Annotated in this window: 13 protein-coding genes; 4 read left to right on the forward strand and 9 right to left on the reverse strand. The window is 64.1% G+C overall.

Annotation, left to right across the window (positions count from 1 at the left end):
• The first annotated feature begins 69 nt into the window (after positions 1-69).
• Positions 70-2,430: a TonB-dependent receptor gene (locus IVB54_RS29395; RefSeq protein ID WP_247776551.1), complete on the forward strand. Its 2,361-nt coding sequence runs from the start codon at positions 70-72 to the stop codon at positions 2,428-2,430.
• 22 nt (positions 2,431-2,452) lie between these two features.
• Here the strand turns inward: IVB54_RS29395 and IVB54_RS29400 are convergent, their stop codons facing one another.
• From IVB54_RS29400 to IVB54_RS29420, 5 genes are all read right to left on the reverse strand, one after another.
• The gene (locus tag IVB54_RS29400; protein ID WP_247776552.1) at positions 2,453-3,610 is read right to left on the reverse strand and encodes a hypothetical protein; all 1,158 of its coding nucleotides are present in this window, start codon (positions 3,608-3,610) and stop codon (positions 2,453-2,455) included.
• Positions 3,611-3,640: 30 nt separating this feature from the next.
• A complete protein-coding gene (locus IVB54_RS29405; RefSeq protein ID WP_018454962.1) occupies positions 3,641-4,342 on the reverse strand; it encodes a methyltransferase domain-containing protein in 702 nt (233 codons plus the stop codon).
• 37 nt (positions 4,343-4,379) lie between these two features.
• Positions 4,380-4,895: an N-acetyltransferase gene (locus IVB54_RS29410; RefSeq protein ID WP_018454963.1), complete on the reverse strand. Its 516-nt coding sequence runs from the start codon at positions 4,893-4,895 to the stop codon at positions 4,380-4,382.
• Positions 4,896-4,962: 67 nt separating this feature from the next.
• Positions 4,963-5,910, reverse strand: a complete 948-nt coding sequence (locus tag IVB54_RS29415; protein ID WP_026232850.1) for a glycosyltransferase family 2 protein — start codon at positions 5,908-5,910, stop codon at positions 4,963-4,965.
• A gap of 62 nt (positions 5,911-5,972) precedes the next feature.
• Positions 5,973-6,464 carry an NUDIX domain-containing protein gene (locus IVB54_RS29420; protein ID WP_018454965.1) on the reverse strand — a complete coding sequence of 164 codons (492 nt, stop codon included), beginning with the start codon at positions 6,462-6,464 and terminating at the stop codon, positions 5,973-5,975.
• Positions 6,465-6,544: 80 nt separating this feature from the next.
• On the opposite strand from IVB54_RS29420, the gene IVB54_RS29425 reads away from it, so the two are divergent.
• Positions 6,545-7,426 carry a metallophosphoesterase gene (locus IVB54_RS29425; protein ID WP_018454966.1) on the forward strand — a complete coding sequence of 294 codons (882 nt, stop codon included), beginning with the start codon at positions 6,545-6,547 and terminating at the stop codon, positions 7,424-7,426.
• A 39-nt stretch (positions 7,427-7,465) separates the two neighbouring features.
• Here the strand turns inward: IVB54_RS29425 and IVB54_RS29430 are convergent, their stop codons facing one another.
• From IVB54_RS29430 to IVB54_RS29440, 3 genes are all read right to left on the reverse strand, one after another.
• On the reverse strand, positions 7,466-8,020 hold the full coding sequence (locus IVB54_RS29430; protein WP_018454967.1) for a hypothetical protein: 555 nt from the start codon (positions 8,018-8,020) through the stop codon (positions 7,466-7,468).
• Between the two features lie 199 nt (positions 8,021-8,219).
• On the reverse strand, positions 8,220-8,426 hold the full coding sequence (locus tag IVB54_RS29435) for a hypothetical protein (protein WP_007595122.1): 207 nt from the start codon (positions 8,424-8,426) through the stop codon (positions 8,220-8,222).
• A gap of 29 nt (positions 8,427-8,455) precedes the next feature.
• A complete protein-coding gene (locus IVB54_RS29440; protein ID WP_018454968.1) occupies positions 8,456-10,087 on the reverse strand; it encodes an isocitrate lyase in 1,632 nt (543 codons plus the stop codon).
• A 222-nt stretch (positions 10,088-10,309) separates the two neighbouring features.
• Here IVB54_RS29440 and IVB54_RS29445 point away from each other — a divergent pair, with 222 nt between their 5' ends.
• Positions 10,310-11,755 carry a short-chain fatty acyl-CoA regulator family protein gene (locus IVB54_RS29445; protein ID WP_018454969.1) on the forward strand — a complete coding sequence of 482 codons (1,446 nt, stop codon included), beginning with the start codon at positions 10,310-10,312 and terminating at the stop codon, positions 11,753-11,755.
• 138 nt (positions 11,756-11,893) lie between these two features.
• On the opposite strand, the gene IVB54_RS29450 is transcribed toward IVB54_RS29445, so the two are convergent.
• Entirely contained in the window at positions 11,894-12,187 is a 294-nt protein-coding gene (locus tag IVB54_RS29450) for an antibiotic biosynthesis monooxygenase (RefSeq protein ID WP_007607017.1), read from the reverse strand.
• 229 nt (positions 12,188-12,416) lie between these two features.
• Between IVB54_RS29450 and IVB54_RS29455 the strand changes: the two genes are divergently transcribed.
• Positions 12,417-13,223, forward strand: coding sequence for a hypothetical protein (locus tag IVB54_RS29455; protein ID WP_018454970.1), 807 nt, complete (start codon positions 12,417-12,419; stop codon positions 13,221-13,223).
• Positions 13,224-13,357: the final 134 nt, after the last annotated feature.

Raw genomic sequence — 13,357 nt, forward strand, 5'->3', positions numbered from 1 at the left:
CGCAGCGACGGCAGGCCGCCTCCGATCAGCAGACGAACATGCGGACGGCGCCTGACTGGAATCAGGACCATGTCATTCAAATTGCGGCGCGCGCAGCGCCTTGGCGGAGCAAGCCTGCTCCTGCTCGGCGCCGCCACCTCGGCGCTGGCCGAGGATAAGTCATCGACCGAGATCCCCGCCGTCACCGTGACGGCTCCGAGCCCCATCGTGCGCAGGGCGGTGGTGCCGACCCGCAACCCCGGTCGTCCCACCCGAACCGCGCGGGCACGCAGCCACCAACGCGCTGCGGACGCCACGCCGGCAACCTCCACGCCGGCCGCACCTCAGCAGGGCGTGCTGCCCATCGTGACCAACCAGTTCGCGACGGTCACGGTGGTGCCGAACGAAGAGATCCGCCGCGAGGGCGGCGGCCAGCTCGGCGACCTCCTGTTCTCGAAACCCGGCATCACCGGATCGAGCTTCGCGCCCGGCGCCTCCAGCCGGCCGATCATCCGGGGACTTGACGTCAACCGCGTCGGCATCGTCGAGAACGGCACCAATGCCGGCGGCGCCTCCGATCTCGGCGAGGATCACTTCGTTCCAATCGATCCGCTCGCGACCAACCAGGTCGAGGTGGTACGCGGGCCGGCTGCGCTGCGCTATGGCTCGACCTCGATCGGCGGCGTCGTCAGCGCCACCAACAACCGGATTCCGGATGCGCTGCCGAACTGCGGTGCCCAGCCGTTCCAGAGCTTCGGCCTGCCGGTCAAGGCGCCGCTCGCAGCGGCCGCGACTTCGCCTTGCGTCAGCGCCGAGACGCGCAGCGCGTTCAGTTCGGTCGACCGCGGCGTCGAAAGCGGCGTGCTGCTCGACACCGGCGGCGGCAATTTTGCCTTCCATGCCGACGTCTACGGCCGCAACACCACCGACTATAGCATCCCGAGCTACCCGTACCTGAATGACCAGACCCGGTCCGTCGCCAACGGACGCCAGCCCAACTCGGCGACGCGCTCGGACGGCGCCTCGATCGGCGGCTCCTACTTCTTCCAGGGCGGCTATATCGGTGCGGCGATCACGCAGAACGACGCGCTCTACCACATCCCCGGCGTCGACGGCGCCGACCACAACACGCGCATCGACGGCCATCAGACCAAGATCAACGTCAAGGGCGAGTACCATCCCGACGCTACGGCCATCGATGTCGTTCGCTTCTGGGCCGGCGCGACCGACTACCGACACAACGAGATCGGGCTTGCCGATCCCGCCGATCCCAACACCGACGGCGTGCGGCAAACCTTCACCAACAAGGAGCAGGAGATCCGCACCGAGGTGCAGCTGATGCCGTTCAACGCGCGCTTCGCCGAGGTAACGACGGCGCTGGGCTTCCAGGTCGGCCATCAGGAATTGAGCGCGCCGAGCCCGGACAATCCGGGCACGCTGTTTAACGGCCTGTGGGACCCGAACAACAGCACGCGCGTTGCGGGCTATGCTTTCAACGAGTTCAAGTTCACGGAAGCGACGCGGGCGCAGATCGCCGGCCGCATCGAGCATGTCGAGCTGCACGGCACGACGCCGGATTTTCCCGCGGACTTCCTGCCCGACGGCACGCCGCAGGCGGGTATCGGTCGCAATCCGTCCTTCACGCCGAAGAGCGGCAGCATCGGCCTGTTGCAGGACCTGCCGGGCGGCCTGGTCGGCAGCATCACCGCGCAATACGTCGAGCGCGCGCCGAAGGCGGCGGAGCTGTTCTCGCGCGGCGCACATGATGCGACCGCGACCTTCGACATCGGCAACCCCAACCTCACCATCGAGACCGCGAAATCCGTGGAGGTCGGCCTGCGCAAGGCAACGGGGCCGTTCCGCTTCGAGGCGACGGTCTACTACACGCATTTCAACAACTTCATCTATCGCCGTCTCACCGGCGTGATGTGCGACGACGACTTTGCCTCGTGCGGCACGCCCGGCGCCGAGGTGAACCAGGCGGTCTATTCGCAGCGGGACGCGAACTTCCGCGGCGGCGAATTCCAGTCGCAGCTCGACTTCGGTGCATTCCAGGGCGGCATCTGGGGCATCGAGAACCAGTTCGACGTGGTCCGGGCCACCTTCACCGACGGCACCAATGTGCCGCGCATTCCGCCGGTGAGACTGGGCGGCGGCGTGTTCTGGCGCGACGACAACTGGCTGATGCGCGTTAATCTGTTGCACGCCTTCGCTCAGAACAACGTCGCGGTGATCGCGGAGACGCCGACGCCGGGCTACAATCTCTTGAAGGCCGAGGTGAGCTACAAGACCAAGCTCAACCCGAATGCATTCGGCGCGCGCGAGATGCTGCTCGGCCTCGTCGGCAACAATCTGTTGAACGAAAACATCCGCAACTCGGTGTCCTACACCAAGGACGAGGTGTTGATGCCCGGCATCGGGGTACGGGCGTTCGCGAACTTCAAGTTCTGAAAGCGCGATTGCTAGCCGGACTTCATCGTGCTGTGGCTGAGGCGGCCGCTTCGGGGGCCCCCTCTGATGCCTCCTGAAACAGCACGGCAAACAGCAGGGTCCACAATGTCAGGAGAGAAATAGGGATCGTGTAGTACGGCGTCGCGATCGGATAGGTGAAGAAGAAGGCGAGGTTGAGCGCCAGATTGGCGATCGTGAGCAGCGCGACGCGGCGAATGCCGTTCGCCTGCCGCAACAGCCAGATCGAGCCTGCGATTCCGATGACGATCAGCAAGGTCTGGAGCGGATCGGCCAGATAGTCCCGGACCACCGCGAACGAAAAATCCAGTGGCCTGACATCGGGATTGTTGCCGTAGGTCGATGCGAACGGACTGCCGGCGTTGACGGCGTAAGAGACGATGGTCGGGATCACGCCGGCCAGCAACGCGACGCCGAACACAAGCCCCTGCAAGAACCGGGACATCGTCCGCTTCGCAAGAAACGCGACGAGGAGAAAGAGACCATAGCCCGACGCCAGGAAAAGGTTGGCCAATCGAAAGTCGACGGTCAATCCGAGCAGGAAACCGATTGGCGCCAGCAGCCAGATATTCGGTTGAGATCGCGGGCCCGCCAGCCATCGCGCCGTGAGACATCCTACGAGCGCGCACACGACGACCGTCGGGGCCATCGAATAGCTCGCCTTGACCGGATTGACCATCAGGTAGATCGCAAGACAGCCGAACGTCCCGGCCATCAGGACCAACCTCATGCTGCGCGCGAGAGAAAGCGCAAACAGCGCAAAGCCCAGGACGACAATGGTCGCCAGCATGTACATGGGCGCGACCTGGTGCCTTGGCGGAAACAACGCCAACACGAGGCCGACGCCCGGCGGGTATTGAATGACGACCTTCCCCGTGGCCGGCATCAGATTGTGACATGGCGCCGCGGTCGTATCGTTCCAGTCGGGGTAGCCGATCTCCTTCAGCTTTGCTTTCTGATAGCCATCGTCGTCGCGGGTGAGGCTGGTGTCGAATCCCTCCACCAGCCCGAATCTCTGGAACAGATGCGCCTGCCGCAGGTAGCAGATGTCGTCATAGACGCCGCGCGCCTCGTTCCATCGCATCATGGTCCAGAAATGGCCGACCAGCACCGCGAGAAACAACACGACGAAGAAGGCTTTGCTGGTGTGGATCTTCTTCATCGGGATCATGCTGGGGCGGGAGGCGCTGCTTCAGCGGAATGCAAGATAGAGATTGGACGATAGCGGGCCGAGCGACAAACCGGTGTAGCCCACAGCCGCGGACATGGGGTTGGACGACTTGGCACTCGCAGACTCGGCAACCAGCGCGGCGAGCCCCAGCAGCCGTTTTCGCGTCATCAGGATCAGGTTCTGCTCGTCGGTCCATTCCGACTTGCCGGCGATCATGCAGGCGATCCTGAAGGTGCCGTCCAGATAGTGCGCCAGCGGGATGGCCGTGTGGTGCTCAACCGGAAAGAACCTGTTGGGCACCGTGATGAAGACCCGCCGCGCGACGCGGCCAAGCTCCTCGACCAGGAGCACCTGGTTTTCATGGCTGCCGGCATGCTCGAGCACGGCATTGGACGTCGCGACGTCGAACGCATTGTCGTCAAACGGCAGCCGTGTATTCGGTTCGATCTGCACGTAACGGCAAAGCGGAAAAGCCGCCTTGAACCCGATACCTTCGCCGAGCCCGCAAGCCGTGATCTTGTGCTGATGCGGGTAGCTTCGCTCCAGCACGTTGGCGCCGTCGTTGATCACGTCGGACACGCCGACATCCAGGATCTCGTCCGCCGAGGACGGCTGCATCTGGGCGATGAAATCCTGGTAGATGCGGTCGCGCGCCGCGATCAGCAGCTTTTCCGCCGTGCTCCCGGACGCCACTTCCCGGTAATATTGCTGATCGACCGGCACTGCCCTACCTTCATGTGAGCTTCGAAGCGAGGGCGCGTCAGGTTCGCGTCTTGCTCCAGTCGGGACCGACCGGCCCCGATACGCCTTCGAACGCGCCCTCGACCAACTCGATGACGAGGAGCCGGCTGTAATCGACCGGGCCCGGCATGGTGACGCGTCCCTTGGGGACTTGCTTGAAGCCGACGCGGCTGTAATAGGGTTCGTCGCCGACCAGCAGCACCAGGCGATGGCCCTGCGCCTTGGCATCCTTCAGCGCGCGCTCGAGCAGCAGCCGGCCGACGCCGCGGCTGCGGAACGGAGGCTCGACCGTCAGGGGCCCGAGCAGCAACGCCGGCGTGTCGCCGACGCAAATCGGCAATTGCCGGACGGATCCGACCAGCAACGTACCGACGCGGGCGGTGAAGGATAGATCGAGCACATGGTCCACGTGCTCGCGGATGCGGTACGCGCTGAGCACGAAGCGGCCCGGTCCGAAGGTGCGTTCGTGCAGCCGCTCGATCGCCTGAGCATCGCCGACGGCTTCCGACCGGATGGTGAGGGAAAGATCGTTCATCGCGTCGGCGGGATATCACCTTGGAGGGCAGCGGTCCATACGATTGCGCCCGGCCCCCGGGGCAATTTCAGCTCCGCCCGAGCGGTGGTTGGGACAGGTAGGCGAGCATCTTCATTTCCCGCCGCCCGCGCGTCACGGTGTCGAGCACGAGCCCCGACGAAGCCGAAAGCAGCGCCATGATCATCAGACCCATGGAAAGCACGGCGGTCGGCAGGCGCGGTACCAGGCCGGTTTCGAGGAAGGTGATCACCACGGGCAATCCGAAAGCGATCGACAGCAGCGCGAAGACGATGCCGATCGCCGAAAAGAAGCGCAGCGGCCGCTCCAACCGGTTGAGCTTCAGCATCGTGTTGAAGATGCGCAACCCATCCTGCCAAGTATTGAGCTTGGAGAAGGAGCCTTCCGGGCGCGCATAATAGGGCGTCCCGACCTCGGCGACCGGCAGCGACAATTCCAGCGCATAGACCGCGAACTCGGTCTCGATCTCGAAACCGCCGGACAGGACGGGAAAGGATTTGACGAAGCGGCGGGAGAACACGCGGTAACCGGACAAGATGTCCTTGAAGGTGTGGCCGAAAGTCGATGCCAGGAAACCGGTGAACAGCCGATTGCCGATGCGATGACCGCGCCGGTAGGCCGCTTGCGATTGATCGACACGCAGGCCGACAACCATATCCAGATGCTCGTCGAGGAGCTGGTCGATCATGCGCGACGCGCTCGGCGCGTCGTAGGTCGCATCGCCATCGACGAGCACGTAGATGTCGGCTTCGATGTCTGCGAACATGCGGCGAACGACGTGGCCTTTGCCCTGGCGCCGTTCGCTGCGCACGATCGCTCCCGCCTCGCGCGCGACCGCCGCGGTACGGTCGGTCGAATTGTTGTCGTACACGTAGACCTCGGCCGCAGGCAGGGCCTTGCGGAAATCGGCGACGACCGTCGCGACGGCGGCTTCCTCATTGTAGCAGGGCACCAGCACGGCGACCCGAAATGGCCATGACGTCGTCGATTCAGACAATCTTCATCCCTCGTCCATGCGCCGACACCGCAGGCGCGGCGATCTACTAGCACGGGCAGCCATCATCGCCACGTCGCAATCCGCGGCCTGCCGTCCAGCACTTCGGCGATCCGCAGCCGCGTGCCCGGCGTGGTCCCTTCGGGCAGCGCAGTGACCGCGAAGAATCCGCACTCCGCGATCTCGCGGTTGGGCGCGGGCAGGCGATCCTGCTTGAACTGCCTGACGACGTAGACCGCGACATGGTCGCGGCGGGAGACGTGGCTGTTGAGGAAGATGCCGTGCAGCACGGCGTCGCCGGTGAGATCGATATCCCCCTCCTCCTTGAGCTCGCGGCGCATCGCGTGCTCCATGGTCTCGCCGAGATCGACGCCGCCGCCGGGCAGATACCAGCCCGTGACGTAGCTGTGCCTGACCAGGAACACCCTGGTGTCGGCATCCACCACCACGGCGCGGACGCCGAGCGTCATCCCGCGGACCAGCAGGAAATAGGCGTGGAAGATTCGCCGCAGCAGCGGCTCGAATTTCCGTCGGACGCTGTTCAGACGTTCCCCCATCGGGCTCCCTTGATGCCCCGCTTGCACCTAGCCTGCGACCTTGCCATTACAGCGGACGAATAGCGAGGCAATCGCCCCCCATGGCTCCCTTCACGCTCGCCCATCTGTCCGACCCGCATCTGCCGCCGCTGCCGAAGCCGCGGCTGATCGAGCTCGCCGGCAAGCGCGCGTTCGGCTATGTCAACTGGACGCGCAACCGTCACAAATACCAGCGCCGCGAGGTGCTCGACGCCCTTGTCGCCGACGTGAAGGCGCAAGGTCCCGACCACATCGCGGTCACAGGCGATCTCGTCAATCTGGCGCTGGAGGCGGAGTTCGCGCCGGCGCGCGCCTGGCTCGACGGCGTCGGTCCGCCCGACCGCGTCACCACGATTCCCGGCAATCACGACGCTTATGTCCGCGCTACCTTTCATCGCTTCGGCGAAACCTTCGCGCCCTATCTTGCGGGCGACGATGGCCGTATCGGCTTTCCGAGCCTGCGCCGGCGCGGGCCGCTCGCACTGATCAGCCTGTCCACGGCGGTGCCCACCTTGCCGTTGATGGCGACAGGCGCGCTCGGACGCGAACAGCTCGCGGCGCTCGAAGAGGTGCTCGAGCGGCTCGCAACCGAGGACGTCTTTCGCGTGCTGCTGGTGCATCATCCCCTGAAGTCCGGCGCGCGCCACAAGCGCATGACTGACTCCGCCGGGCTGCTGACGCTTTTGAAACGCCACGGCGTCGAGTTGATCCTGCATGGACACGACCACATTCATTCGACGATGTGGTTCGAGGGACCCAACGGCAATATTCCGGCCCTCGGCGTGCCGTCGGCCTCCGCGCTCGCGCACGGCCGCACCCCGGCTGCGGCCTACAATCTGTTCACGATCGAGAAGGACAACGCCGGCTGGCGTTGCGAGCAGACGGTGCGGAGCCTGGGGGTTGGACTTCAGATCGGACAGATCAAGCATGTGAGATTGATTTGAGGCCGCCCGTCATTGCTCGCAATGACGACGGCGAACGTCTCACCAGCTCCGCAGCGCCGCGAGCACGGCAACACCGAACAGCGCGGCGGCGCCGAGCACAAATCCGAACACGAACGGCCACACGCGCGAGCGGCGCCGCGGCGGCGCTAGCTCGGGCTTCGGCTCGGGCGGGACCACCATCGCATGCTCGCGTTCGATCATGCGGCGGGCGACATAATCAGTCACGGCCTCGACGATGACAGCGGTGTCGTGCGATTCGGCGAGCACGATGCGGCCGAAGCGGGTGTCCTGCACGAAGCGGTACATTCGCTTGTCACGCCCCATCAAGATATGCGCGACGACGTCGATCCAGAGCCTGGGCGTGTCGCCCTGGCTGATGCCACGGTCGAACAGGTCGATCTGATCGGGCACCTGCGCGAACAGGGGATCGAGCGAATCGTTGAGGATCTCGAGCCGCGCCACCTCGGCATCGCGCAAATCGACGACGACGCCGGTCCGGTCGGCGGCCTCGATCCGCGCGCGCAACAGCGCATCGCGCAGCCGCACCGGGCGCGGCTGGCTGGGATGGATCCCGCTGGTCTCGGGCTCTGACATTGGCGGCCTCGTCCTCACTTGGCGGGATTAACCTATCAGCAACCAAAGTGTCCGCAAAGGGCCTACAATTCCAGTGACTTACGACGCCCACAAATCTTTCACCTGTGCCAAAAACAGACGGTCCCACCCGGCTTGCGCCGGATGGGACCCTCCGTCCTTGGACGTCTTCTTATTCAGATTGGCATGCAAGTTCAGATTGTCACGCCGAGACCCGCGACGGCTCTTCCACGATCGAGAAGCGGACGCCCGCCTTGTGGCGGTTCTCTTCCGAGACCGAGCGCCAGGCGTCCTCGGCCTCCTTGCGGGTCTTGAACGGACCCTGCACCTGGGCCGAACCTTCCACGAGCTTGTGGAAGTTCATCGAACCGAACTCGCCGCCGATCACCCAGAAATTGCTGTTGGTCATTGTCGTCTCCTGTCGATTAGCGTGATGCGTTAGCCGAACTGGTTCATCGTGTTGTGGGCACCGCCCGCCTTCAGGGCAGCCTCGCCGGCGAAGTATTCCTTGTGGTCGTCGCCGATGTCGGAGCCGGCCATGTTCTGATGCTTGGCGCAGGCGATACCCTGACGGATCTCGGCGCGCTGGACGTTCTTGACATAGCCGAGCATTCCCTGGTCGCCGAAATATTCCTTCGCCAGATTGTCCGTCGATAGCGCCGCCGTGTGATAGGTCGGCAACGTGATCAGGTGGTGGAAGATGCCGGCACGCTTGGCCGAATCCGCCTGGAAGGTACGGATGCGCTCGTCGGCTTCCTTCCCCAGCGGCGTATCGTCGTATTCCGGCTTCATCAGCTCGGCACGATTGTACTTGCTGACGTCCTTCCCGGCTTCCTTCATGGCGTCGTAGACCTGCCAACGGAAGTTGAGGGTCCAGTTGAACGAGGGCGAGTTGTTGTAGGCCAGCTTCGCGTTCGGAACCACCTTGCGGATCCGGTCGACCATCTTGGCGATCTGCTCGATATGCGGCTTCTCGGTTTCGATCCAGAGCAGGTCGGCGCCGTTCTGCAGCGAGGTGATGCAATCCAGCACGCAGCGGTCTTCGCCGGTGCCCGGGCGGAACTGATAGAGATTGGAGGGCAGGCGCTTCGGACGCATCATCTTGCCGTTACGGTTGATGATGACGTCGCCGTTGCGGGCGTTCTCCGCGGTCACTTCCTCGCAATCCAGGAAGCTGTTGTACTGGTCGCCGAGGTCGCCGGGCTTGTGGCTGACCGCGATCTGCTGGGTCAGGCCGGCACCGAGCGAGTCGGTGCGGGTCACGACGATGCCGTCTTCAACGCCGAGTTCGAGGAAGGCGTGACGGCAGGCCCGGATCTTGGCCAGGAACACCTCGTGCGGCACGGTGACCTTGCCGTCCTGGTGGCCGCACTGCTTTTCGTCCGAGACCTGGTTCTCGATCTGGAGCGCGCAGGCACCCGCCTCGATCATCTTCTTGGCGAGCAGATAGGTGGCCTCCGCATTGCCGAAGCCGGCGTCGATGTCGGCGATGACGGGCACGACATGGGTCTGGAAGTTATCGATCTTCTCGATCAGCTCCTTCTCTCTGGTCTTGTCGCCTTCCTTGCGGGCCTTATCGAGGTTGCGGAAGATATCGTTCAGCTCGCGCGAATCGGCCTGACGCAGGAAGGTGTAGAGCTCTTCGATCAGCGCCGGCACCGAGGTCTTCTCGTGCATCGACTGGTCCGGCAGCGGGCCGAACTCGGAGCGCAGCGCCGCGATCATCCAGCCGGACAGGTACAGATAGGTGCGATCGGTCTTGCCAAAGTGCTTCTTGACCGAGATCAGCTTCTGCTGGGCGATGAAGCCGTGCCAGCAGCCCAACGACTGCGTGTACTTGGTGGGGTCGCCGTCGTAGGCGGCCATGTCGGCCCGCATCAGCGCCGCGGTGTAGCGAGCGACGTCGAGGCCGGTCTTGAAGCGATTCTGCAGGCGCATGCGGGCGACGGCCTCGGCCGACACCCCGTTCCAGGTCGGCTGGGTCTCAAGGAGCGACCGGGCCGCCTCGACCTCACTCTGATACGAGGCAGGGGCCTGGAAGGTGCTGATGCCGCGGGGCTGGTAATTCATGTGCCTGATCCTTTCACGACGATGGCACCGCCATCGACATTCTTGACAATGCATTGCGAGATGCGTGTCAGAAGCTAAACGCGAGAAAGCCTAGCTCGTATAGTAGTCTTGTATTTGAATGGTGATGTCATGTAACATAGGTGATTGTAATAAATGTCACTTTGTAAAACTTGTAAAGAATATAGGTCAGTAAGACTGCCTTACGACTTTGGAGACCTGAGAATGCCCGCCGGATCCGGTAAGAAGCTCTTCGTCGGCCCGCGCTTCCGGCGGATCCGGCAGCAATTGGGGCTGTCGCAGACTCAGATCGCCGAGGGGCTCGGGATCTCGCCGAGCTATGTCAACTTGATCGAGCGCAACCAGCGTCCGGTGACTGCGCAGATCCTGCTACGGCTGGCCGAAACCTACGACCTCGACCTGCGCGACCTCGCGACCGCCGACGAGGACCGCTTCTTCGCCGAACTCAACGAGATCTTCTCCGACCCGCTGTTCCGCCAGATCGACGTTCCCAAGCAGGAACTGCGCGATCTGGCCGAGCTTTGCCCCGGCGTCACCCATGCGCTGCAACGGCTCTATGCCGCCTATACCGAGGCCCGCCAGGGCGAGACGCTGGCCGCGGCGCAAATGGCCGACCGCGACGTCGGCACCCGCTATGAGGCCAATCCGGTCGAGCGCGTCCGCGAGCTGATCGAGGCCAACCGCAACTACTTTCCGGAACTCGAGCAGGCCGCGGAGACTCTGCGCGACGGACTGAACGTGCCGGCCGAAGAGCTTTATGCGGCACTGGCGGCACGGCTGCGCGAAAAGCATTCGATCCAGACCCGCATCATGCCGGTGGACGTGATGCGCGAGACGCTGAGGCGCTTCGACCGCCATCGGCGCCAGCTCCTGATCTCCGAACTGGTCGACCCGCCCGGCCGCGCGTTCCAGCTCGCCTTTCAGCTCGGCCTCGTTGAATGCGCGCAGCATCTGGAGACCATCATCGGCCGCGCCGGCGCGCTCGACGACACACCGCGCCGCCTATTCCGGATCACGCTCGGCAACTACTTTGCGGCCGCGGTGATGATGCCCTACCCGGCCTTCCTGGCCGCGGCAGAAGCGTTGAACTACGACATCCATCTGCTGGCGCAGCGCTTCAATTCCGGCTTCGAGCAGGTCTGCCATCGGCTCACCACCCTGCAGCGGCCGAACGCGCGCGGCATCCCGTTCTTCCTCTTGCGCGTCGACAATGCAGGCAATGTCTCGAAGCGATTTTCGTCGGGCACGTTCCCGTTCTCGAAATTCGGCGGCACGTGTCCGTTGTGGAACGTGCACTCGACCTTCGACACGCCTGACCGCCTGCTGAAGCAGGTGATCGAGCTGCCGGACGGCACGCGCTATTTCTCGATCGCGCAGATGGTGCGCCGCCCCGTCGCGCCGCACCCGCTGCCACAGCCGCGCTTCGCCATTGGCCTCGGCTGCGAGATCCGTCACGCCGCGCGCCTCGTCTACGCTGCCGGCATCGATCTGGAGAAAACGGAGGGCACGCCGATCGGCGTCAACTGCCGTCTCTGCGAGCGCGAAAACTGCGCCCAGCGCGCCGAGCCGCCGATCACGCGCACCCTGATCCTGGACGAGACGACGCGGCGGGTGTCGAGCTTTGCATTCTCGAATGCGAGGGAGCTGTAAAGCACACCGCTGTCATGCCCCGCGAAGGCGGGGCATCCAGTACGCCGCGGCCTATCGGTTCAATCCCTGCCGTTTCGGAGTACTGGACGCCCGGTCAAGCCGGGCGATGACAGTTGAATGTGCGGCTGCACCCAATCCCTACGCCAGCGTATGCACGATCACCGGCCCGGCGGCGGCGCGGGCGTCGCCTGCAAGCAGCGCGCCCAGATCCTTCTCGATCCAGGCGATCGCACGCCTGTTCGCCTCCTCCGCCTGCTCGAATTTGTCGAAGATCGAAATCGCCGTGACCGTGTCGTCACCGGCATAGACGACGTAATAGGCGCGGAAGCCGTCGACGTCGCTGATGATCGGAACGGCGCCTTCCTTGATACGGCGCGCCAGCTCTTCGGCGCTCCCGCTTTTTGCCTTGGCCTGACGGATGGCGGCATACATGGCATCCTCGCTTCCGGCTATCTGGTTTGAGGGCTTGGTGCCCGGACCGCATGCTACGCCGAAGCGCGCGGGCAATCCACGCTTGGTTAACTCGGCGCTAATTCAGTTCCGCGATCCGCAACGATCGATTAAGCACGCCTCAACATCGCTGCCTTAGTCTCGCCCCACTCACTTTTCGCAAACAACGGCGGCTTATTCTGCCGCGTGAAGTGACATCAGGGGGTTCATCATGCGCATTGCGTTGCTGCTGACCGCGACCATTGTCGGCGCGCTCTTTGCCAATCCATCCCATGCCGGACCGCTGGATCCGTCCTCCGGCGCAGCGCAGGCGTTACCGCCGGGCTTCCAGAGCTACCGCGGCTACATGTTCGACCTGTCGGAGAATTCCGACCGCAAGGATGTCGACAAGCTCACCGACAATGTGAAGAGCCAGATCGACGTGGTCGAGGCTGCCGGCCTCTCGCCGCGCGTGCTGCGCTTCTTCCGCACCGTCCCGATCATCGCCAGCGAGCTGGCCTGCCTCGACGAAGGCGCCGCGACCGCGTGCTACGGCCGGGTCACGCCTGACATCCAGCGCACCGCTCCCCGCACGCTGACGGTCTGGGACCCCAACAAGCAGCGCTGGAGCAATCCGAACGCCGTCGACCTCGCGGTCGATTCCGGCCTCGGCGTGATCATGCTGCGGCCGGATATGATGCGTTACGAAAAGGAAGCGGTGCTGCTGCACGAGCTCCTGCACGCCTACCATGCGCGGCTGTTGCCGGACGGCTACGCCAACAAAGGCGTGATCGGCTATTACGCCTACGCCAAGTCCAAGGATCTCCTGCCCAAGGAGTCCTATGCGCTGAAGAATCACATGGAATTCTTTGCGGTGACCGCCAGCATCTTCCTGGCCGGGAAGAGCGAATTCCACGACCCGAAGTCGCGCGAGGCGCTCAAGGAGAAGTTGCCGGACTATTACAAGTATCTGGTGGGGGTGTTCGGCTTCGACCCCGATCCGGCAGCTGCGAGCGGCCCGGTCGCCTCGCTGAAGTAAGACAGACAGCGCAAAACCAAGGCAGAGAGCCGCGCGCACAGCGCGGCTTTTTTGTTTTGGTCACCGGAAGCTGCGGATGACGCGCGGCCGGGAATTGCCAAGGTGGGGCCCGATCTGCATAGTCCCGCCCGCAT

This window comes from Bradyrhizobium sp. CW1, assembly GCF_023100665.1.
GTDB lineage: Bacteria > Pseudomonadota > Alphaproteobacteria > Rhizobiales > Xanthobacteraceae > Bradyrhizobium > Bradyrhizobium canariense_D.

Coding starts and splice junctions, on each gene's coding strand:
- IVB54_RS29395 (WP_247776551.1), top strand. CDS start 70: ATGTCATTCAAATTGCGGCGCGCGCAGCGCCTTGGCGGAGCAAGCCTG.
- IVB54_RS29400 (WP_247776552.1), bottom strand. CDS start 3,610: ATGAAGAAGATCCACACCAGCAAAGCCTTCTTCGTCGTGTTGTTTCTC.
- IVB54_RS29410 (WP_018454963.1), bottom strand. CDS start 4,895: ATGAACGATCTTTCCCTCACCATCCGGTCGGAAGCCGTCGGCGATGCT.
- IVB54_RS29420 (WP_018454965.1), bottom strand. CDS start 6,464: ATGGGGGAACGTCTGAACAGCGTCCGACGGAAATTCGAGCCGCTGCTG.
- IVB54_RS29425 (WP_018454966.1), top strand. CDS start 6,545: ATGGCTCCCTTCACGCTCGCCCATCTGTCCGACCCGCATCTGCCGCCG.
- IVB54_RS29430 (WP_018454967.1), bottom strand. CDS start 8,020: ATGTCAGAGCCCGAGACCAGCGGGATCCATCCCAGCCAGCCGCGCCCG.
- IVB54_RS29435 (WP_007595122.1), bottom strand. CDS start 8,426: ATGACCAACAGCAATTTCTGGGTGATCGGCGGCGAGTTCGGTTCGATG.
- IVB54_RS29440 (WP_018454968.1), bottom strand. CDS start 10,087: ATGAATTACCAGCCCCGCGGCATCAGCACCTTCCAGGCCCCTGCCTCG.
- IVB54_RS29445 (WP_018454969.1), top strand. CDS start 10,310: ATGCCCGCCGGATCCGGTAAGAAGCTCTTCGTCGGCCCGCGCTTCCGG.
- IVB54_RS29450 (WP_007607017.1), bottom strand. CDS start 12,187: ATGTATGCCGCCATCCGTCAGGCCAAGGCAAAAAGCGGGAGCGCCGAA.
- IVB54_RS29455 (WP_018454970.1), top strand. CDS start 12,417: ATGCGCATTGCGTTGCTGCTGACCGCGACCATTGTCGGCGCGCTCTTT.